This is a genomic window from Lawsonibacter sp., from assembly GCF_022777125.1.
Taxonomy (GTDB): Bacteria; Bacillota; Clostridia; order Oscillospirales; family Oscillospiraceae; genus Lawsonibacter_A; species Lawsonibacter_A hominis.
The window spans coordinates 1-19474 of the sequence record NZ_JALFGV010000106.1 but is presented as its reverse complement, the minus strand read 5'-3'; the positions used below and the strand labels follow the sequence as shown (position 1 = coordinate 19474).

The following is a 19474-nucleotide window of genomic DNA, read 5'->3' as shown; positions in this document are numbered from 1 at the left end:
GAGGAGATGGTGGGACAGGCGCCGTAGGACAGACCGGTGACGCACAGGCCGATGACGCACAGAGGCACCGAAGCGGCGAGCACCGAGAGCAGCGTGACCGCGGCGGCCAGGATGGCGGTCACATTGGCCAGCAGCATGGTTCTGCGGCGGCCCAGCAGGTCGAAGAGCGCGCCGGTGAGGATGCGCCCCAGGCCATTGCACACCGAAAGCACGCCGACCAGAGTGGTGGCCAGGGCGGCGTTGGCCCCGACGGAGAGGGAGAGGTCCTTGGCAAACGAGATGACGGTGTTGCCGACCGCAGCCAGGAAGACGATGCAGAGGAACGCACGCCAAAAGGGAAAGCGGCGGATCATCTCACCGGGCGTATAATCGTGGGCCTCGAACGCCTCGTCCTTTCGGGCGGCTTTGACCTGGGGCTGAGGCAGCGCAGTATCCGGAGCGGGAAGGCGGAGGAGAAAAGCGGCGATCAGCAGCACCAGGCCCAAAGCGCCGCCCAGGAAGGAGAACGCGGCACGCCAGCCCACAGACGGGTGATCGATGAGCGCGCCCGCAAGATTGCCCAGCACCAAGGCGGAAGCGCCGAAGCCCATCATCAGCGCGCCGGAGCAGGTGCCTTTCTTGTCGGGAAACCACGCGCTGGTGGTGGAGATGATGACGTTATAAGCGATGCCGATGCCCGCGCCGCTGAGGATGCCGTAGCTCACGTAGAGCATGGCGACGCTCTGCCCGGAGAGCCGGGCGGTGAGCAGAAAGCCCGCGCAGGCGAGCAGGGCCGCCAGGATCAGGGTGAGCCGGGTACCCAGCCGCTTGGCCAGCAGTCCGCCTGCCATGCCGCCCAGACAGAAAAAGCACATGGTTAAGGTGAAATTCAGGGCCAGATCGGCCGCCGACCAGCCGAATTCGGCGGCCAGGGGGGCTTTCAGGATGGACCAGGCGTAGAGAATACCGGCGAACAGCAGGGCGATGACGCCCACCACAAGATAGAGCCAGCGGATGGAGGTGCTTGCTTGTTTCATGCTGGATACGCTCCTTATGATAAAGATTTTATATCTTGCATCTTACCAGATTGTTGAGCGATTGTCCAGAGCCAGCCAGAAATTGTACGTCAAAGGCCGGTCAGGGCCGTAAAGAGTCCGGCACACCCTGCGGATATATCCCGCCAGGCCGTTTCAAAGTCGCCGGTATACCAGGGATCGGCTACCGACCCGGGCCGGGGAGCGTAATCCAGCAGCAGATGTACCTTGTGCTCCGGGTCGCCTCCGAAAAGCCGCGTCATGCTGCGGCGGTTGGCCTCATCCATGCCGATGAACCGGTCCCAGCGGACGTAATCCCCCGGCTGGAGCTGGACTGCACGCTTGCCGGAGGGATCGAGCCCATGGGAGAGGAGCATGCGGCGGGCGGGGGGATAGACGGGGCGGCCGGTCTCTTCGGCGCTGGTGGCGGCTGAGGAAATTGCGAACGAATGGTCCAGGCCCGCTTTGCGCACCAAGTCCTTCATCACAAACTCAGCCATGGGGCTTCTGCAAATGTTGCCGTGGCAGACGAAAAGAAGACGGTGCATGATAAAATCCTCCGATTACGACGTGAAGGGAAGCAAAACGACCGGAAGCCCCCTCCGCGGGGCCGGACTTGCCGTTTGGGAAAAGTTACACGCAGCGGGCCAGAAGGGTCTCCCACTGCTCGTCCACAGATTGCTGGGCGGCCTCCAGCGTCCACTCGTTGCCGGGGCGGAAGCAGTGCCTGAAGCGGCCCTGGAGCTTCATGAATTCGGTGACGGGAAGTTTCTTTTTGGGCTCATAGCTGAGCATCCATTTGCCCTCCACGACCTCGTACAAGGGCCAGACGCAGGTCTCTACCGCCAGTTTGCAGATCTCGGGCAGCAGTTCGGGGGAATACTGCCAGCCCCGGGGACAGGGGGCCAGGACGTTGACAAAGGCGGGGCCGGGGGTATAGATGGCCCGATGGGCCTTCTCGTGGAAATCCTTGAAGTTGCCCAGGAAAGTGGTCTGCGCCACGTAGGGGATCCGGTGGGCCGCCAGGATCCCGGTCAGGTCCTTTTTGTTCTGGCGCTTGCCCAGGCTCTCCGCGCCGGTTGGGCTGGTGGTGGCGTTGGCAAAGCGGGGGGTGGAGGAGGAGCGCTGGATGCCGGTGTTCATATACGCTTCGTTGTCATAGCAGAAGTAGGTCATGTCATGGCCGCGCTCCATGGCGCCCGACAGAGACTGGAAGCCGATGTCATAGGTACCGCCGTCCCCGCCGATGGCCAGGAATTTAAAGGTATCGTCGATCCTGCCCTTCTTTTTCAGAGCCCGATAAGCCGCCTCCACGCCGCCGCAGGTGGCGGAGGCGTTCTCGAAGGCGGAGTGGATGTAGGAGTCCTCCCAGGCGGTATAGGGGTAGAGGAAGGAGGAGACCTCCAGGCAGCCGGTGGCGTTGCAGATGACCGCCTTGTCCCCTTCGTCCAGCGCACGGGTCATGGCCCGGCAGACGATGCCCGCGCCGCACCCGGCGCAGAGCCGGTGGCCGCCCACAAAACGCTCGGGCTTGGAGAGTTCGGCCTTATGATTATATGCCATGTTACAACACCTCTTCCTGTTTGCTGCGCTGGCCCATATGGACGTAGCGGGGGCCGGTCTCGCCGGTCTGGACGATGTGCAGCAGGCGGCGATAGACCCGCTCCACATCCTCCACCGCGCAGTCCCGGCCCGCCAGGCCGTAGACCACGTCGATCATTTTGGGCGGGTGGGGCAGATCGTAGCAGGCGCAGCGGGTCTCGGCAAAAAGCGGACCGCCGCAGGCGGAGTTTCCCTCGCTCTTGTCCAGAACCGCCACGGCCTTTACATGGGCCAGCGCGGCGGCCAGCTCTTCGGCAGGGAAGGGACGGAAGACCCGCAGCTTGATGAGCCCCGCGCGGACCCCGCGGGCGCGCAGGCGCTCCACGCAGGCCTTCGCGGTGCCGGCGGTGGAGCCGATGAGCACCAGGGCTACCTCAGCGTCCTCCATGCGGTATTCCTCAAAGAAGCCGTAGGAGCGGCCGAAGGTGCGGGCAAAGTCGGCGGCCACATCCAGAATGGCCCGCTTGGCGTTTTTCATGGCTTCGGCCTGCTGTACCTTATGCTCCATACAGTAGGGGCAGGTATCATAGGGCCCCACGGCCAGGGGATTTTCCTGTTTGAGCAGATAGTGCTCCGGGCGGTACTCGCCCACGAAGGCCTTAACGGCGGCGTCCTCCTCCAGCAGGATATTTTCCACGGCGTGGGAGGTGATGAAGCCGTCCTGGCAGACCATGATGGGCAGGCGTACGTCGGGGGTCTCGGCGATGCGCATGGCCTGGAGGTAATTGTCATAGGCCTCCTGGTTATTTTCCGCGTAGAGCTGGAGCCAGCCCGTGTCCCGTGCGCCCATGGAGTCGGAGTGGTCGTTATTGATGTTGATGGGGCCGGTAAGCGTGCGGTTGACGCAGGCCAGGGTGATGGGCAGACGGGCGGAGGCCGCTACGTACAGCACCTCGTACATAAAGGCCAGGCCGCAGGAGGAGGTGGCGGTGACCGCCCGGACGCCGGCGGCCTGGGCCCCGATACAGGCGGAGAGAGAGGAGTGCTCCGACTCCACGGGGATAAACTCGGTGCTCACCCGGCCGTCGGCCACATACTGGGCAAAATACTGGGGGATCTCCGTGGAGGGGGTGATGGGGAAGGCGGCAAAGACGTCGGGGTCGATCTGCCGCATGGCGCAGGCAATGGCTTCGTTACCGGAGAGACGTTCCCGGATGCTCATATCAGCGCACCTCCTGCTGCATTTGGATGGCCTGGAAGGGACAGACCTTCCAGCAGATGCCGCAGCCCTTGCAGTGGTCCAGATCAAAGTCCAGACGCCGCCCGGCCTGCACGGGAATGGAGGAGTCGGGGCAGTAGGGGGCGCACAGAAGGCATTGTTTGCACCTGGAGGCGTCCCAGACCGGAACGTCGGAGCGCCACTCGCCGGTGCGCACCGCCCGGGCGGTGCCCCCCTCGTAGATCTCCCCGCCGGGGGTCAGATCCTGCCAGGGGGTCTGCTCGTTGATCGCCTTTGCCTGGATGCTCATGCCAGACGCACCTCCTTCATGGATTGGATCAGACAGTTCATATTGCCCTGGATCACCTGGGGCTTGGTGGCAAATTTATGGCGGAAGGAGGCCTCCATATCCGCGATGAAACGTCCCGGCTCCAGGACACGGCTGACCTGCACGATGGCGGAAAGCATGGGGGTGTTGGGAAAGTAACCGCCCAGATGCTCCTCGGAGATGCGGCGGGCGTCGATGACGCCCACCCGGCCGGTCCAGCCCCGCAGCAGAGGACGCAGGGACGCGGGCGCTTTGGCGGAGTTGATCACCAGCGCGCCGCCCTCCTTCAGCCCCGCCGTTACATCCACGGAGGAGAGCAGGGATTCGTCCACCACCACGACGTAGTCGGGCGCGTAGATGTTGGAGTGGATGGTGCAGGGGATGTCGCTGATCCGGTTATAGGCGGTGATGGGTGCGCCCATACGCTCCGGACCGTACTCGGGAAACCCCTGGACATACTTGCCGGAGGCAAAGGCCGCGTCGGCCAGCAGCAGGCAGGCCGTTTTGGCCCCCTGGCCGCCGCGGCCGTGCCAGCGGATCTCGGTCATGGATGCGCTCATAGTTGATTCCTCCCGTATTGAAGTGGTTGCGTTCGCAGCGCGGAGGGCAGCCGCCCCCGCCGGAAAAGCCCGCGGGCCGTTTCCGGAAAAATAAAAAGGCTTTCGTCCCGTAAAGGGACGAAAGCCTGCACTTTCGCTGTACCACCCGTTACTGCATACCGTCATATGCGCTTCCGGTAACGGGGAAGTCCGGCAGCGCCTACTTCGGCAAACGGTTCGGGCTGCAACTCCGGAGTGATCTTCGGGCGAGACCTACTGATACCGGATTTTCACCAGACACCGGCTCTCTGCAAAACTTCGGTCAGACCCTACTGTCTCCATCATCATCTTTAGTGGAATAAATTATGAAATAATATAGCCCATGGGGGCGGGATTGTCAAGGGTCAATTTGACAAAATCCGAGGAGCGGTTCCGCCGGACGTTTTACGCCCGGCCGGAGATGACCCAGGGAGCGGGCTCCTGCGTGAAGGTGTTTTTGCCGCCCAGCTTGGACACGGCGATCTGGATCACCTCGGTCTCACCGATGCCGTACTGCTCAAACAGGGCGGGCAGAGAGGCGGCGCAGCGGAAGTCCAGGGTATAGATCACAAACTCCATATGGGGGTTTCGCCGGAGCAGGCATTGGAGCTCCTGCTCCAGACTGGCGGAGGCCACCAGGAAGGTCAGGGTGGGCACGGGCAGGCCGGACAGAGAGGCGTCGTCCACATGGTCGATGATGGCGATGTTGTTCAGACCGAATTTATGGGCGTTTTCCTCCATGGTCTGACGATCCTGCTGATTGTATTCCACGGCGATGACGGTGCCTTCGCCTGCCAAGATGGCGCTCTCCACCGCGATGCTTTCCCCGCTGACCACACACACCGTATCCCCCACGGACAGGTGCATCTTATTGAGAAGGACGGCACGGATCTCGCTGCCCACGTAATGAATGGAGCCGCGGGAAAAGCTGGAGTTGCGCATGCCGACTTTATACGTAGAGCGGGCGTTAGGATTGAGCACCAGCATGCCCGCCGAGGCGTTGATGCCGCGGTCGATCATATCCCGCAGCAGGTCATGCTTGATGGGACCGGAGGGATCCGAGCCCTCGTTGTACCAGACGGTGCAGTCGCCCAGGCCCGCATCCCACATGCGGTAGAAGATATCCGCATGGCCCGCCTCGGTAAAGACCAGCACCGCCGGATGGGATTCCACCGTGGGGATCAGGTTTTTGTTTTTGCGGGTGATATCCAAAAGCTTGACCTTCTCCAAGTCCACCTGCGTGTGGTCGGAGAAATACTGGAGCCAGGCCAGGATATGGGAATTGTTGAAAAGCTGCTGTTCCATAGGATGCGTCCCCCTCTGACAGTGTGATTGCAGACATTCGGACTGTCCCCAAAGCCCTCCCGCAGGGAGTTCCGCCGCCCGCAGGCGGCGGAATAAAAGGAAATCCCGTCCGTTCCAAGGATATGTGCCTTGGAACGGACGCTTTTCACGAAATTTCTGCCGACAATTCGCAGGAAAGCAAGGTGAAAATTTCGCGTATGCCTTCTCGAAAAGCGGCTTTGCCGCTTTTTTGACAGCCCCATTATAACACAGCAGTGTGGAAAATCCAGCGGAAAATCCAAAAAGCGCGCGCCAAAACGGGCCGCCGCATGGCTGTGCGGCGGCCCGTCGGGAGGGATTCAGCGTTTCAGGGACTCCGCCCAGGCGGCATATTGAGCCACTTTGGCGGCGCAGTCGGCGCGGTCGGTCCCCTGAGCCAGGATATAGACCTTTACCTTGGGCTCGGTACCCGAGGGGCGGACGATCAGACTGGTGCCGTCGCAGAGCTCGTAACGCAGCACGTTGGAGCCGGAGAGCTCCATGTTGCCCGCGGCGCCGGTCGCAGTGTCCACCACCGTGCCGTCCAGGTAGTCTTTCTGCCGCGCTACCCGGACCCCGGCGATGGCGTCAGGCGGAGACTGGCGCAGGCCGGACATCAGAGCGGCCATCTGCTTCAGGCCGTCCAGCCCAGGCATGACCAGGTTCAGGGTGCGCTCCGCGTACCAGCCGTACTTGGCGAAGAGCGCCTGGAGAGCGTCGTACAGGGTCATGCCCTGCCCGTGATACCAGGCGGCCATCTCCGTGAGCAGCAGGGAGGCGGTGACCGCGTCCTTGTCCCGCACATAGTCGCCCAGCATGTAGCCGTAGGACTCCTCGTAGGAGAAGATCACGTTACCCGTGCCGCTGCCCTCCAGCTGGTCCTTTTTCTCAGCCAGGAACTTGAAGCCGGTGAACGTATCATAGCAGGCAAGGCCGTTGACCTGGGCTACCTTGCGGGCCATCTCGGTGGTGACGATGGTTTTGAGCGCCACAGGCTGGGCGGGCAGCCGGCCCGCGCGCTTCATGGCCCCGATCAGGTAGTCCAGCAGCAAAACGCCGGTCTGATTGCCTGAGATGACCTTGAAGCTGCCGTCCGAGGTGCGTACCATGATGCCCACCCGATCGGCGTCCGGATCGGAGCCCAGGATAAAGTCGGCGCCCTCCCGTTTGGCCAGCTCCACAGCCAGGGCGAAGCCCTCCGGATTTTCCGGGTTGGGGGAGGCCACGGTGGGAAAGCTGCCGTCGATGACCATCTGCTCCGGCACACAGAGCACATGCTTCATCCCCAGGCGGCGCAGCGCTTCGGGGATCAGCTGGTAGCCGGTGCCGTGGAAGGGGGTATAGACCATCTTAAACCCGTCGGCCACCCGGGCCACGGCCTCCGGAGCGGTGGCTTGGGCCATGACGTGGGCGAGAAAGGCCTCGTCGGTCTCCGCCCCCATGATCTGGACCAGGGACTGGGAGACTGCCTGGTCATAGTCCATGCGGCGGATGGAGGAAAACAGGTCCAGCTCAGACATCTTTTGCGCCACCGCGTCGGCGTGGCGGGGCGGCAGCTGGGCGCCGTCCTCCCAATAGACCTTATAGCCGTTATACTCCTTGGGATTATGGCTGGCGGTGACGTTGATGCCGGCGATGGCGTGATATTCCCGCACGGCGAAGGAAAGCTCCGGCGTGGGGCGCAGGGATGCGAAAATCCGCACCGGGATGCCGTTGCCCGCCATGACGGAAGCCGCCTCCCGGGCAAATTCCTGCGAGTGGTTGCGGCAGTCGTAACAGATGCACACGCCCCGGGCCGCGGAGGCCGCGCCTTCTTCCAAAATCACCTGGGCGAAGGCCTGGGTGGCGTGACGGATCACATGGACGTTCATATTGTGCAGTCCCGTACACATGGTGCCCCGAAGACCGGCGGTGCCGAATTCCAGGGGGCCGAAAAAGCGGCCTTCGATCTCCTTTTCATCGCCTGCGATGGAGCGCAGCTCTTCCCGCTCCGCCGCGCTGAGGGCCGGGCTTTCCAGCCACTGCTGATAGGCTTGCCTGTAGGTCATTATCCTTACCTCCTTCTTCTTCCTGCCCGCCGGACGGGCGCAAAAGGTTCCTGGGGGAACACCCCCTATTTATGATAGCTTGAACCCTCGTTGATCTTGAAGCCGCGGTAGAGCTGCTCCAGCAGCATCACCCGCGCCAGATGATGGGGAAAGGTCATGGGAGACATGGAGAGCCGAACCCAGGCGCTGTCTTTCAGCGCACTGTCCAGACCGTGGGAGCCGCCGATGAGGAAAACCAGGCGTTTGGCGGAGTTCTGCGCCCAGGTCTCCAGCAGGGCGGCCAGCTCCTCGCTGGAGCGCTGGCGGCCCTCCACGCACAGAGCCACCACGCTGGAGCTGGCAGGCAGCCTGGAGCGGATGGCCGCGGCCTCCCGGGCCAGGGCGGCGTCGATCTGCGCCTGAGAAGGATTCTGCGGCAGCCGTTCTTCGGGCAGCTCGGTCATGGTGAGCCTGCAATAGGCTGAAAGACGCTTGGTATATTCCGAGACCGCGTCGGTATAAAATTTTTCCTTCAGTTTTCCCACGCAGATCAGATGGACTTCCAGCATAGATGCTCCTTTCGCAAAGACGGCGCGTCCCGGGCGAAAGGGGCGCGGAGAATCAGACGCAATAGCGGCGGCCGGGTTCGGAGCGGGGGGCTACCTCCAGCGTCACGTCCCGGCCCACCGCCACGCCCCGGCCGGACAGCGCGGCATGGACCGTATCATAGGCGCGCACGGGGGTATTGTTTTCTGCGGACAGATGGGCCAGCACCACGGTTTGGGTCCCGCCCTCCACCGCCGCGCAGGCCAGGGCCGCCCCCGCCTCGTTGGACAGATGGCCCCGGTCCCCCAGAATGCGCTGCTTGAGAAAATAAGGATAGGGGCCGCAGCGCAGCCACTCCACGTCGTGATTGGCCTCGCACACCAGCAGGTGGGCCCCCGCGATCCCGGCGGAGACGGCGGGCGTCAGATGGCCCAAGTCGGTGGCCACCGCAGCCTTCCGGCGCCCGTCGGTGAGGGTGTAGCCCACACTGTCGGCGGAGTCGTGGGGGGTGGGGAAGCTGGTGATCCCCAACGAACCGATGGAGAAGGCGCCGGCGGCCTGAAAGGGATGGATCACGTCCTCCAAAAAGGCGATGCGATAGCACAGTTGCAGCGCGGTGCCCCGGCTGGCGTACACCGGCAGGCGCAATTGCTTGGTCAGGGTGGCCAGGCCGCCGATGTGGTCGGAATGCTCGTGGGTGATAAGAATACCGGACAGGCCGGCGGGCTCCACGCCCAGCGCGCGCAGGCTTTTGCAGATGCGCCGGGCGGAGATGCCCGCATCGATGAGAAGATGGGTGGTCCCGTCGGACGCCAGCAGGCAATTTCCGCTGGAGCCGCTGGCCAGGGTGCAAAGCTCCAGCAAGTCGCCTCGCTCCTTCTATGTATACTGCAACGGGCGGCGGCATTCTGCCGCCGCCCGTTTGCTCTGTGTTCAGCCCACCTGAGCCTGTTTCCCGGCATCCGGGGTAACGACCACCCGGATATCCGCGCCCACGCCGGAGAGCTTGCGCACGATATCCTCGTAGCCGCGCTCAATATGGTAGATATTGCTGATCTCGGTCGTGCCCTGGGCCGCCAGGCCCGCAATGACCATGGCGGCGCCGGCCCGCAGGTCGCAGGCGCGGATCCGGGCGCCGGTGAGCTTTTCCACGCCCTCGATCACGGCGATCTTGCCGTCCACCTGGATCTGGGCGCCCATGCGGCGAAATTCATCCACATAGCGGTAACGGTTGTCCCATACGCCTTCCGTGAGCACGCTGGTTCCCTCGGCCAGACAGAGGATGGCGGCAATCTGGGGCTGCATATCGGTCGGGAAACCGGGGTAGGGCAGGGTCTTCACGTTGGTGCGGGTGAGATTGCCGGTGCGGCACACCAGCACCGCGTCGTCCCGCTCTTCGACCGCTACGCCCATTTCCAGCAGCTTGGCCGTGATGCACTCCAGATGCTTGGGGATGACGTTTTTTACCAGAACCTCGCCGCCGGCGGCAGCCACGGCGGCCATGTAAGTGCCCGCCTCGATCTGATCGGGAATGATGGAGTAGCTGCCGCCGCTGAGACGCGCTACCCCGCGGATCTTGATGACGTCGGTGCCCGCGCCCATGATGTCGGCCCCCATGGAGTTGAGGAAGTTGGCCAGGTCCACCACATGAGGCTCTTTGGCGGCGTTCTCGATGACCGTCATGCCCTGGGCCAGAACGGCGGAGAGCATGATGTTCATGGTAGCGCCCACGGAGACGATGTCCAGGTAGACCTGGGTGCCCTGCATCCGGCCCGCCCGGGCGCGGGCGTGAATATAGCCGCCCTGTACGTCCACGTCGGCCCCCATGGCCACAAAACCCTTGATGTGCTGGTCAATGGGGCGCCCGCCGAAGTCGCAGCCGCCGGGAGGGGGGACCTCCGCCGAGCCGAAGCGGCCCAGCAGCGCGCCGATCAGATAGTAGGAGGCCCGAATCTTGCGGGCCAGCTCCTCCGGGACGCGGGCGTTGCGGATATGGGAGCAGTCGATGTCCACCGTAGTGCGGTTGACCGTGCGTACGTCGGCACCCAGGTCCTGGAGGATATTCAGGATCAGCGTCACGTCGCTGATCTGGGGAATGTTCTCGATGCGGCAGACGCCGTCCACCAGCAGGGCGGCGGGGATGATAGCGACAGCGGCGTTCTTGGCGCCGCTGATGTCGATCTCTCCAAACAGCGGTCTCCCGCCGTGAATTACATATTTCGTCAAACCTTCAACCCTCTATTCCTTCCGTGCGCTTCCGTTTCGGGCACACGGTATCCAAGGGCCGGTGAGCAGCCGGCCCGGTAAAAAGCAGCAGGATAAGCCGCCGTACAAGGACAGCGCGCTCCTATACGCATACATTATAGCATATCTGCCTGCAAAAGCAAACCTATTTTCGCCCGAGCTGGAAATTTCCAGGTGTTTCCGCGCGCCCTTTCCACTCAAAGACACGATGCCCGCTTTTGCAAAATTTTATGCTTTATTTTTTTGAAAGCTGGTTGCATCCAAACAGGCAACATTTTTAGGGGGCGGGGGAGGGGTGAGGAGTGAGCGAGGGTGAGTAGTTCCAAAAAGCAGAGAGGACGGGAAGCGCTGCTCCGGCGGATGGAGGAGTTGGCCAACGGACGAGTCAACGACGCGGTAAAGCTGGCATTCCTGGGCAGCGGATTGCCGCCGGAGCAGTGGGAACGGATCGACGCGCTGGAGCTGGAGGAACTGGCCGAGTTCAAACGCAGCGGCAACGGGACGGTGGAGATCAAGCTGGTGGACCGCCTGGCGGCGCTGGAGAAGCTGATCGCCCTGGCCGGGGACGGCGAGCGGGAAAAAGCGGAGCAGTTTTTCCGCGCGCTGGAGCAAACGGCGGGAGGCGGGGAGAGCGGATGAAAACAGCGCGGCGGCACGGAGATTCGGGAAGACGGAACCGGCGGAGAGGGACGTGAGGCATGCAGTTCAAGGCGTTTTCGGAAAAGCAGAGACAAGTGCTCACATGGTGGTGCGACGGGGCCGGGACCAGAGACCGGGAGGCGATCATCTGCGACGGGGCCGTGCGCAGCGGGAAGACGCTGTGCATGGGACTGTCCTTTTTCTGCTGGGCCATGCGGCGCTTCGGCGGGGAGAAATTCGCCCTGTGCGGCAAGACGGTATCCGCCCTGCGGCGCAACCTGCTGAGCACCCTACTGCCGGCGCTGGGCGAGCTTGGGTTCCGATATCAGGAAACCGTCTCCCAAAACCGGGTGCGCGTGCGCTTTGGCGGGCAGGAAAATACGTTTTACCTCTTCGGCGGCCGGGATGAGGGCAGCGCAGGGCTGATCCAGGGGATGACGCTGGCAGGGGTGCTGCTGGACGAGGCGGCGCTGATGCCACGCTCCTTTGTGGAACAGGCGGCGGCCCGCTGCTCCGTCACGGGGGCCAAGCTGTGGTTTTCCTGTAACCCTGCGGGGCCGGAGCACTGGTTTTACAAAGAATGGATCCTGAAGCGGGAGGAGCGCAGGGCCCTCTACCTCCACTTTACCATGCAGGACAACCCGGCCCTGTCTCCCCAGGTCATACGGCGGTACGGCCGCAGCTTCAGCGGGGCCTTTTACCGCAGGTTCGTATTGGGGGAGTGGGCGGCCGCCGAGGGGCGGGTATACGATTTCTTCGACGAAAGCTACATCAGGCCTCCGCCGGAGGGGGCGATGGAGCAATGGTGCATCTCCTGCGATTACGGGACGGTGAATCCCGCGTCCTTCGGGCTGTGGGGGCGCAGAGACGGGGTCTGGTACCGGGTGGAGGAATTTTACTACGATTCCCGCGCCCGGGGCAGACAGAAGACCGACGGGGAATACGTACAGGACCTGAAGCGGCTGGCGGGCGGCCGGGAGATCGCCTGCGTGGTGGCCGATCCGTCGGCGGCCAGCTTTCTGGAGGCCCTGCGGCGGGAGGGATGGCGGGTCATACGGGGAGAAAACGACGTGCTCTCCGGCATCCGCCTGACCGCCGGGCTGCTGAAGCAGGGGCGCATCGTGATAGGCCCGGCCTGCCGGGACGCCATCCGGGAGTTTGGCCTGTACTGCTGGGATGAGCGGGCGACGGGCGACCGGGTCCGAAAGGAGCACGATCACGCCATGGACGATATTCGGTATTTTGCCGCTACCGTGGCCGCGCGGCGGGCGTACGGCGGCGTTGGGGCGTGGGCCGTGGAGCGGCAGGCGTTTTGAGACGCGGCAAGCGGGAGAGGAGTACGGAGCGATGGGATTTTGGAACAAGAAAGCGGACGGGGGAGGGACGGCTGCAGTCCAGCTGCGGGACGGGGGACGGCATCCCTTCCGGCTGCTGGACGGTTATGTGCCGCTGCGCAGCGGGGAAATCGCCCTTTACCGCAGCATCCGGGAGGCGGTGCCCATTGTGGACGCCGCAATCTTGAAGCTGATCCGGCTGTCCGGCGGCGTACAGGTGCGCTGCCGGACGGAACAGGCCCAGGCGGGACTGGAGCGGTTTTTGCGGACGGTGGACACCGGACGGGGCCAGCGGGGCGTGCAGTCCTTTCTGGACCGCTATCTGGACGCCATGCTGACCTGCGGGCGGGCCGTAGGGGAGATCGTGCTGGACCGCAGACGGCGGGAGATTGCCGCACTGCTGTGCGGAGATCCGGCGGAGGTGGAGATCCGGGAGGGGGCGTCCCCAATGGAGTTCCAGCTCTGCACCCGGGCCGAAGGCGGCGGAATGGAGCCGCTGCCCTGCCAGGAGCTGCTGCTGTTTACCCCGTTTCAACCGGAGGTGGGCAGCCCTTACGGAGTGAGCCTGCTGCGGTCGATGCCCTTTTTGACGGAGATCCTGCTGAAAATTTATCAGGCTACCGGCATGAACTGGGAGCGTTTGGGAAACGTGCGCTTTGCCGTGATCTATAAGCCTGAGGGGGACGGGCTGGACCGGGCCTGGGCGCAGGAGCGGAGCCAGTGCCTGGCCCGGGAGTGGTCGGCTGCCATGCAGGCGGGAAAGCAGGGCAGCGTCCGGGACTTTGTGGCCGTGGGCGACGTGGACATCAAGGTCATCGGAGCGGACAACCAGGTGCTGGACAGCGAGGTGCCCGTCCGGCAGATCCTGGAACAGCTGATCGCCCGCACGGGCATACCGCCCTTCCTGCTGGGACTGTCCTGGTCCTCCACCGAACGAATGAGCGCCCAGCAGGCCGACATGATGACCAGTGAGATCACCGCTATACGGCGGGGACTGGCGCCGGTGGTGGAACGGGTGTGCGAGCTGTGGCTGCGTCTGCATGGGTACGACGAGCCGGTGGAGGTGGACTGGGAAGACATCAACCTGCAGGACCTGGTGGAAGAGGCAAGAGCGGAGCTGTACCGGGAGCAGACCCGGGCGCTGCGGCTGGAAAATGAAAAGGAGGAAGCGAAACGGTGAGGATACAAAAGCAGGCCCGGGCGGGGCAGGGATTGGAACTGGCCGAAGGCGAGCTGGCACAGATCAATGCCCTGAGCCGGAAGGAGCTGAAGGCCGGAGAGGTATACGCCTTCGGAGTGCGGCTGTGCGACAACGAGATCGACCGCGACGGGGAACGGTTCCCGTTGGAGACCTTGCAGGAACTGGAAAGGCTCTTTGTGGGGAAGAGCGGAGTATTTGACCACCAGTGGAGCGCCCTGGGGCAGACCGCCCGCATTTACCGCACCGAGCTGGTGCAGGAGACGGAAAAGCGTACCGGCGCGGGGGACGCATACTGCTATCTGAAGGGGTACGCCTACATGCTGCGCACGGAGAAGAACCGGGACCTGATCGCGGAGATCGAGGGCGGCATCAAAAAGGAGGTCAGCGTGGGCTGCGCGGTGGAGCGGGCGGTTTGCTCCATATGCGGGGAGGACCACAACGACCGGACGAAATGCAGGCATGTCAAAGGGCGCACCTACAACGGCAATCTGTGCTGGGCCGACCTGCGGGAGGCCACCGACGCCTATGAGTGGTCGTTTGTAGCGGTGCCGGCCCAGAAAAACGCGGGGGTGATCAAACAGATGAAGCGGGAAACGGACAGGGAACAGCTGGAGCGGGAAGCCGAGCTGGGGCGCAGGTACCTGGCGGGACTGCGGGAGGAGATCGCCCGGCTGGGCGCGCTGGCGGAGCCGGAGCTGAGCGGCGGCGTGCTCAAGCAGATCGCCGGAAAACTGGACGAGGAGGAATTACTGGCGGTGAAACGGGCCTATGAGAAACGGCTGGACGAGCGCTTCCCGACGGCGCCACAAATCAAGGATACCGGTGGGGAGCGGGAGGCACAGCGGGACGACGTGGCGTTTTTGATTTAAGGCATTACCGCAGGATTCAACGCGTGCGGAGCGGCGCGAAAACTTGTGCTGCAAAAAGGCGCAAAACCGCAGGAATACTTTGCGTATTGCAAGGTTTTGCAGCGCATTTGTGGGGCAAATTGGCCGCCAAGGCGTGCGTGGGGAATTGTGCGGTGATGCCTTAAGCCCGTTTGGGACCGGAAGAAGCGCCCCATGGACGAACCTGTCCCTCTGGAGCAAACAAGGCCGGGACAGCCCGCAGGGCCCGGGGCGCAAACGCCCGGCGCGGCGGAAGAACACAGACGCAAAAGGAAGCGGAGAACGCGAAAGGAGAAACGGGAATGAGCAAGATTTCGTTTGAGGGGATCGGAGAGGTGGCGGCTACCTTCGCCTGCGGCGACGGAGTAACGGCAGGACAGGTGGTAAAGGTCACGGGGAATGGCACCGTGGGGGCCTGCAGCGACGGCGACCGATTCTGCGGCATGGCGCTTTCCGCCCAGGACGGCTACGCCGCCGTGCAGCTGGCGGGCCTGGTCAGGGTGAGCGTCACGGGCGAGGGCGTCAGCGCCGGCTGGGTCAAGCTGGCCGCCGACGGAAGCGGCGGCGTCAAAGCGGCCGCCACCGGCGGCACAGAACTGCTGGTGATCAGCGCGGACAGCGACGGCGCCGTGGTGCGCCTGTAAAAGGGGAGGAGAAACATATGGCTTATCTGTACGACAATCTCAGACTGGAAAAGGGCATGTACAACGAGGCCGGCCAAAGCTTTACCCAGGTGCTGGAGCGGGAGGACCCCTCCGAGCACTACAAAGGCACGGCCCTGGAGGGACTGGACGCTTACCAGCGGCAGCTCAAGCGCTTTGACATCAAGGTGAAGGGCGCGGGCAGCGACGTGGTGGAGAAATTCTTCCACACCGCACAGTCCGCAGTGCTCTTTCCCGAGTACATCGCCCGCTCCGTACGGCAGGGGATGGAGGAGGCGGATCTGCTGCCCCACATTACCGCCGCGGTGACGCGGTTTGAAGGAATGGACTACCGTTCCATCACGTCGGTCCCGGAAAAGACCAAGCGGGAACTGCGCCGGGTGGAGGAGGGGGCCGCCATCCCCCAGACCGAGGTGAAGACCCAGGAGAACCTGGTGAAGCTCCACAAGCGGGGACGGATGCTGGTGGCCTCCTACGAAGCCATCCGCTACCAGAAGCTGGACCTGTTCTCCGTCACCCTGCGCCAGATCGGCGCGCACATCAACCGGATGCATCTGGAGGACGCCATCGACGTGCTGCTGAACGGCGACGGCAACAGCAATCCGGCCCAGGCCCTCAAGGTCGGCACCAGCCCCATCGGCGGCACGGCGGGCAGCCTGACCTACAGCGAACTGGTGGATTTCTGGGCCCAGTTCGACCCCTATGAGATGAACACGCTGCTGGCATCCGGCGACGTGATGCTGAAGCTGCTCAAACTCACCGAATTCCAGAACCCGCTGACCGGACTCAATTTCCAGGGGACCGGCAAGCTGGCCACGCCCCTGGGCGCCAAGCTGCTGCGCACCGCCGCCCTGGACAGCGGAACGCTCATCGGACTGGACAAGCATTATGCGCTGGAGATGGTGCAGGGCTCCGACGTGCTGGTGGAGTATGACAAGCTGATCGACCGGCAGCTGGAGCGGGCCGCCATCACCAGCATCAGCGGTTTTGCCAAGCTCTACACCGATGCGGCCAAGGTGCTGAGGGTCGGATGACGGAGCAGATCTTGGCTCTGGCGCGGACGCTGGGACCGGCAGGCGTCACCGAAACGGAGGCGCTGGAGCCCCTGTGCCGGGCTGCCCGGGCGGAACTGGAAGGAATGCTTCGGGAGGGCGTGACGCCCGAGGATTGCGGAGAGGCCTTCCTGCTGGGCGCAGCCTGGCTGGCCCTGGCCGGTCTGGCAGCGGGAGAGGACGGCGGAGTGGAGAGTTTCCGCGCCGGGGACGTGAGCATACGCCACCGATCCGAGATGGACGCCAGGGCGCGCTGTGCCGCTTTGCGTCTCCAGGCCAGGCAGGTCATGGCCCGCTATCTCCGGGACGACGGCTTCGTATTCCGGGGGGTGCCGGGATGAGCCTGTTTGAGGGGCTGCTGCAGCGGTATGGGCAGAGGGTGCTCCTCTGGCGCGAGGGCGCGGAGGAGGGGACGGCGTGCCGGGCCTTCCTCCAGCCCATCCGGGAGCGCGGCGAGCAGGTCCAGGCTTCGCCCCTGGGGGCGGTACGGCAGGACAAGTGGCTCTGCCTGGGCGAGCCGGGAATCGCGCTGGAGGGGCTGGGAGACGGCTTTATCCAGTGGGCTGGGCGGCGCTTCCGGGTGATCTCCGCCCAGCCGTTCTACCTGGGGACGGTATTGTCCCACTGGCGGGCCGTGCTGCGGCCCATGGACGAGGATTGACCGGAAACGCGGAGGGGGAAGAAAGCATGACGCTGGATACCGTGCGGGAGCGGATGGCCGAATGCCTGCGGAAAGCGGGAGTGGAAGCGGTCTGCGCCTGGCCCGGGGGAGCGCGCAGGCGCGTGCAGGGGCCGGTGGCGGCGGTTTCCCTGCGCTCCTGCCAGGGCGGGCCGGGCGGCTTCCGGGATTATCTGGGGGAGCGCTACAACCAGGAGCGGGGCTGCTGGGAGGAGCTCTACGGACGGAAGGTGCGGCTGGTATTCGGGCTGGATCTGTATGCGCCGGGGCCCGACGGCGCTCCGGCGCTCCGGACCGCCTTTGACGTGGTGGCCGGAGCCCTGCAGCGGGAGGGGCCGGAAGGGCTGAAGCTGCTGGAACTCTCCTGCGGCGAGGTGGAAGACGATCCAGGGACGGATTTGCTGCGCTGCCCGGCGGAAGCGGTCTGTGAAGGCTGGCTCTACGCCGTGGCGGACGAGGCGGGCGCGTTCCTGGACTTTATCGTGAGAGGGGACGGAAAAGTGTGAGCACGACGAAACATGAGCGGCCGGGGGTCTACTCCAGCTACGATGCGTCCACCGTGGTCAGCGGCGGCGGCAGCGGGAAGACCGTGGGCATCGCGGCCCTGAGCGAGGCGGAGGCGGGAGGACTGCACGCCCTGGCCCGATACGAGGACGCGGCGGCCGCCTTTGGGGCGGAGGACAACCTGTGCCGGTTGGCGCAGACGCTCTTCCGCAACGGCGCGGCCCAGGTAAAGGCGGCGCCTGTGGCGGCGGAGGAGGGGTATGAGGCGGCCTTCGCCCTGCTGGAAGCGGAGGAGGACCTGGCGGTGATCTTCTGTGACAGTACCACCCTGGGCGTGCAGCAGAAGCTGCGGGAGAGCGTGGAAAACGCCTCCCAGGCCCGAAGGGAGCGCATTGCGGTGGTGTGTCCCGGCAGCGGGGAGAACGTCTCCGAACTGGTGGCACGGGCCGAGGCCCTGAACAGTGAGCGGGTGGTGCTGGCGGCCCCCGCCGACGGGACGGGCGGAGCGCTGGCCGCCGCCGCAGCGGCCGGGGCCATCGCCGGAGAGAACGACCCGGCGGTGCCCCTGGGCGGCGCGGTACTCCGGGGCCTGAGCGGACTGAAGGTCCAGTACAGCGACAACGAGATCGACCTGCTGGTGCAGGGCGGGGTTACCCCCCTGGAGAGCGCGGCGGGGGAGATCTCGGTGGTGCGGGGCGTCACCACCAGAACCAAGAACGGCGAGGCCGCCGACAGCACCTGGCGGGAGCTGTCCACCATCCGCATCGTGGACGACGTGATCCCCGCAGTGCGCAACAGCCTGCGGGCCAAGTTCCAGCGGGCCAAAAACACCGAGCAGTCCAGAGGGGCGATCCGCGCCCAGACCATCCTGGAGCTGGAGAACAAGCTGGGCCGGGAGATCATCACCGGCTACGACGGAGTGACGGTGACGGCGCTGGAGGAGAATCCCACGGTGTGTCTGGTGGAGTTCAGCTTTACCGTCACCCACGGACTCAATCAGATCTGGCTGACGGCCCATGTGACGGTTTAATACGGAGGGGAAGCAATGACAGTGACGGGATTTCCCACCAGCAGCGACATCTATCTAGAGGTAGACGGCAAAAAGGTGGCGGTGGTGCAGAGCTACGCCGCAAAGACCAGCCGCTCCAGCCGGACGGTGGAGGCCTTCGGCGAGGATCAGCCGGTGGCCACCATACCCGGACCCCGCAGCCATCTGGTGGAGCTGACGCGGCTCTACGCCACAGACGAGGCCGTGCGGGACGGCATCAACTTCCACGACCTGGAGGATTTCTCCCTGGTTATCTGCAAGCCGGACCGGAAGATTATCTACTCCGGCTGCCAGTGGAGCGCCATCGGGGAAAACGGCACCCTGGGCGACATGGTGGTGGAAAAGGTGACCATTGTGGCGGCCAAGCGAATCGAGACGAAGGCGTGAGCATGGAGCGGGATTGGATGACCCTCCTGGCCGGAGCACGGAGGACGGCGGCAGAGGAGGGACAGGGGCTGGAGCTGCGGCTCCTGTCCGCCCGAGAGGTGCTGGAGGCCCGCCGGGAGGCGGCGGGCCTGACGCGGGAGGACCGGGAGCGGGCCCTGTGCGCCAACGCCTGCCTCTTGGCCCGAGCCCTGGAGCGGGGCGGAGAGCCGGTGTTCTCCACCGGCGGCGCGGTCCTGGAGGGCCTGTCGGTGGAGCAGATCG

22 protein-coding genes and 1 pseudogene are annotated in these 19474 nt (G+C 64.4%); 12 read left to right on the top strand and 11 right to left on the bottom strand.

The features are described 5' to 3' along the window. From MR825_RS09240 to MR825_RS09190, 11 genes are all read right to left on the bottom strand, one after another. Nucleotides 1–1016, bottom strand: a 1016-nt coding sequence (locus tag MR825_RS09240) for an MFS transporter (RefSeq protein WP_287880345.1), incomplete at its 3' end; no start/stop codon positions are given. Nucleotides 1017–1105: 89 nt separating this feature from the next. Then, nucleotides 1106–1561: a low molecular weight protein-tyrosine-phosphatase gene (locus tag MR825_RS09235; RefSeq protein WP_186908007.1), complete on the bottom strand. Its 456-nt coding sequence runs from the start codon at nucleotides 1559–1561 to the stop codon at nucleotides 1106–1108. An 85-nt stretch (nucleotides 1562–1646) separates the two neighbouring features. Further along, nucleotides 1647–2576, bottom strand: coding sequence for a thiamine pyrophosphate-dependent enzyme (locus MR825_RS09230; RefSeq protein WP_287880343.1), 930 nt, complete (start codon nucleotides 2574–2576; stop codon nucleotides 1647–1649). Nucleotide 2577: 1 nt separating this feature from the next. Continuing rightward, nucleotides 2578–3777, bottom strand: coding sequence for a pyruvate ferredoxin oxidoreductase (porA, locus tag MR825_RS09225; protein WP_287880341.1), 1200 nt, complete (start codon nucleotides 3775–3777; stop codon nucleotides 2578–2580). 1 nt (nucleotide 3778) lies between these two features. Continuing rightward, entirely contained in the window at nucleotides 3779–4084 is a 306-nt protein-coding gene (locus tag MR825_RS09220) for a 4Fe-4S binding protein (protein WP_186908004.1), read from the bottom strand. Next, nucleotides 4081–4662 (bottom strand): 2-oxoacid:acceptor oxidoreductase family protein, encoded by a 582-nt coding sequence (locus MR825_RS09215; protein ID WP_256175481.1) that lies wholly within the window; start codon nucleotides 4660–4662, stop codon nucleotides 4081–4083. The genes MR825_RS09220 and MR825_RS09215 overlap by 4 nt, the downstream gene beginning before the upstream one ends. A gap of 423 nt (nucleotides 4663–5085) precedes the next feature. Continuing rightward, complete coding sequence (locus tag MR825_RS09210) at nucleotides 5086–5985, bottom strand: precorrin-6B methylase (protein WP_287880337.1); 900 nt, start codon at nucleotides 5983–5985, stop codon at nucleotides 5086–5088. A gap of 338 nt (nucleotides 5986–6323) precedes the next feature. Further along, nucleotides 6324–8051, bottom strand: coding sequence for a phospho-sugar mutase (locus tag MR825_RS09205; RefSeq protein ID WP_287880335.1), 1728 nt, complete (start codon nucleotides 8049–8051; stop codon nucleotides 6324–6326). Nucleotides 8052–8116: 65 nt separating this feature from the next. Next, nucleotides 8117–8599, bottom strand: coding sequence for a 23S rRNA (pseudouridine(1915)-N(3))-methyltransferase RlmH (gene rlmH / locus MR825_RS09200; protein WP_287880333.1), 483 nt, complete (start codon nucleotides 8597–8599; stop codon nucleotides 8117–8119). A 52-nt stretch (nucleotides 8600–8651) separates the two neighbouring features. Then, entirely contained in the window at nucleotides 8652–9440 is a 789-nt protein-coding gene (locus tag MR825_RS09195) for an MBL fold metallo-hydrolase (protein ID WP_186907999.1), read from the bottom strand. A gap of 69 nt (nucleotides 9441–9509) precedes the next feature. Then, complete coding sequence (locus tag MR825_RS09190; RefSeq protein ID WP_186907998.1) at nucleotides 9510–10802, bottom strand: UDP-N-acetylglucosamine 1-carboxyvinyltransferase; 1293 nt, start codon at nucleotides 10800–10802, stop codon at nucleotides 9510–9512. Nucleotides 10803–11132: 330 nt separating this feature from the next. On the opposite strand from MR825_RS09190, the gene MR825_RS09185 reads away from it, so the two are divergent. The 12 genes and pseudogenes from MR825_RS09185 to MR825_RS09130 form a co-directional block, all read left to right on the top strand. Next, the gene (locus MR825_RS09185; RefSeq protein WP_256175489.1) at nucleotides 11133–11459 is read left to right on the top strand and encodes an XRE family transcriptional regulator; all 327 of its coding nucleotides are present in this window, start codon (nucleotides 11133–11135) and stop codon (nucleotides 11457–11459) included. A 59-nt stretch (nucleotides 11460–11518) separates the two neighbouring features. Continuing rightward, nucleotides 11519–12775 (top strand): PBSX family phage terminase large subunit, encoded by a 1257-nt coding sequence (locus MR825_RS09180; protein ID WP_186907997.1) that lies wholly within the window; start codon nucleotides 11519–11521, stop codon nucleotides 12773–12775. A 31-nt stretch (nucleotides 12776–12806) separates the two neighbouring features. Further along, complete coding sequence (locus MR825_RS09175) at nucleotides 12807–13973, top strand: serine/threonine protein phosphatase (protein WP_186907996.1); 1167 nt, start codon at nucleotides 12807–12809, stop codon at nucleotides 13971–13973. Beyond that, on the top strand, nucleotides 13970–14863 hold the full coding sequence (locus MR825_RS09170) for a hypothetical protein (RefSeq protein ID WP_287880327.1): 894 nt from the start codon (nucleotides 13970–13972) through the stop codon (nucleotides 14861–14863). The genes MR825_RS09175 and MR825_RS09170 overlap by 4 nt, the downstream gene beginning before the upstream one ends. 320 nt (nucleotides 14864–15183) lie before the next feature. Beyond that, the gene (locus MR825_RS09165; protein WP_287880324.1) at nucleotides 15184–15525 is read left to right on the top strand and encodes a hypothetical protein; all 342 of its coding nucleotides are present in this window, start codon (nucleotides 15184–15186) and stop codon (nucleotides 15523–15525) included. A gap of 17 nt (nucleotides 15526–15542) precedes the next feature. After that, on the top strand, nucleotides 15543–16577 hold the full coding sequence (locus MR825_RS09160; protein WP_186907993.1) for a phage major capsid protein: 1035 nt from the start codon (nucleotides 15543–15545) through the stop codon (nucleotides 16575–16577). Next, complete coding sequence (locus tag MR825_RS09155; protein WP_287880321.1) at nucleotides 16574–16936, top strand: hypothetical protein; 363 nt, start codon at nucleotides 16574–16576, stop codon at nucleotides 16934–16936. Before MR825_RS09160 ends, MR825_RS09155 begins: the two co-directional genes overlap by 4 nt. Continuing rightward, complete coding sequence (locus MR825_RS09150) at nucleotides 16933–17256, top strand: hypothetical protein (RefSeq protein WP_186907991.1); 324 nt, start codon at nucleotides 16933–16935, stop codon at nucleotides 17254–17256. The genes MR825_RS09155 and MR825_RS09150 overlap by 4 nt, the downstream gene beginning before the upstream one ends. Nucleotides 17257–17282: 26 nt before the next feature. Further along, the gene (locus tag MR825_RS09145; RefSeq protein WP_186907990.1) at nucleotides 17283–17780 is read left to right on the top strand and encodes a hypothetical protein; all 498 of its coding nucleotides are present in this window, start codon (nucleotides 17283–17285) and stop codon (nucleotides 17778–17780) included. After that, nucleotides 17777–18808, top strand: coding sequence for a phage tail sheath C-terminal domain-containing protein (locus tag MR825_RS09140; RefSeq protein WP_287880317.1), 1032 nt, complete (start codon nucleotides 17777–17779; stop codon nucleotides 18806–18808). The genes MR825_RS09145 and MR825_RS09140 overlap by 4 nt, the downstream gene beginning before the upstream one ends. 15 nt (nucleotides 18809–18823) lie before the next feature. Continuing rightward, nucleotides 18824–19213, top strand: coding sequence for a hypothetical protein (locus tag MR825_RS09135; RefSeq protein WP_050619276.1), 390 nt, complete (start codon nucleotides 18824–18826; stop codon nucleotides 19211–19213). 2 nt (nucleotides 19214–19215) lie between these two features. Then, a pseudogene (locus tag MR825_RS09130) lies at nucleotides 19216–19474 on the top strand (hypothetical protein); the annotation flags it as partial.

What these genes read in the sequence shown, in the direction of transcription:
- MR825_RS09180 (WP_186907997.1), top strand. Translation starts at nt 11,519, where the DNA reads ATGCAGTTCAAGGCGTTTTCGGAAAAGCAGAGACAAGTGCTCACATGG.
- MR825_RS09135 (WP_050619276.1), top strand. Translation starts at nt 18,824, where the DNA reads ATGACAGTGACGGGATTTCCCACCAGCAGCGACATCTATCTAGAGGTA.
- MR825_RS09145 (WP_186907990.1), top strand. Translation starts at nt 17,283, where the DNA reads ATGACGCTGGATACCGTGCGGGAGCGGATGGCCGAATGCCTGCGGAAA.
- MR825_RS09230 (WP_287880343.1), bottom strand. Translation starts at nt 2,576, where the DNA reads ATGGCATATAATCATAAGGCCGAACTCTCCAAGCCCGAGCGTTTTGTG.
- MR825_RS09220 (WP_186908004.1), bottom strand. Translation starts at nt 4,084, where the DNA reads ATGAGCATCCAGGCAAAGGCGATCAACGAGCAGACCCCCTGGCAGGAT.
- MR825_RS09155 (WP_287880321.1), top strand. Translation starts at nt 16,574, where the DNA reads ATGACGGAGCAGATCTTGGCTCTGGCGCGGACGCTGGGACCGGCAGGC.
- MR825_RS09160 (WP_186907993.1), top strand. Translation starts at nt 15,543, where the DNA reads ATGGCTTATCTGTACGACAATCTCAGACTGGAAAAGGGCATGTACAAC.
- MR825_RS09210 (WP_287880337.1), bottom strand. Translation starts at nt 5,985, where the DNA reads ATGGAACAGCAGCTTTTCAACAATTCCCATATCCTGGCCTGGCTCCAG.
- MR825_RS09215 (WP_256175481.1), bottom strand. Translation starts at nt 4,662, where the DNA reads ATGAGCGCATCCATGACCGAGATCCGCTGGCACGGCCGCGGCGGCCAG.
- rlmH (WP_287880333.1), bottom strand. Translation starts at nt 8,599, where the DNA reads ATGCTGGAAGTCCATCTGATCTGCGTGGGAAAACTGAAGGAAAAATTT.
- MR825_RS09175 (WP_186907996.1), top strand. Translation starts at nt 12,807, where the DNA reads ATGGGATTTTGGAACAAGAAAGCGGACGGGGGAGGGACGGCTGCAGTC.
- MR825_RS09150 (WP_186907991.1), top strand. Translation starts at nt 16,933, where the DNA reads ATGAGCCTGTTTGAGGGGCTGCTGCAGCGGTATGGGCAGAGGGTGCTC.
- MR825_RS09205 (WP_287880335.1), bottom strand. Translation starts at nt 8,051, where the DNA reads ATGACCTACAGGCAAGCCTATCAGCAGTGGCTGGAAAGCCCGGCCCTC.
- porA (WP_287880341.1), bottom strand. Translation starts at nt 3,777, where the DNA reads ATGAGCATCCGGGAACGTCTCTCCGGTAACGAAGCCATTGCCTGCGCC.
- MR825_RS09235 (WP_186908007.1), bottom strand. Translation starts at nt 1,561, where the DNA reads ATGCACCGTCTTCTTTTCGTCTGCCACGGCAACATTTGCAGAAGCCCC.
- MR825_RS09165 (WP_287880324.1), top strand. Translation starts at nt 15,184, where the DNA reads ATGAGCAAGATTTCGTTTGAGGGGATCGGAGAGGTGGCGGCTACCTTC.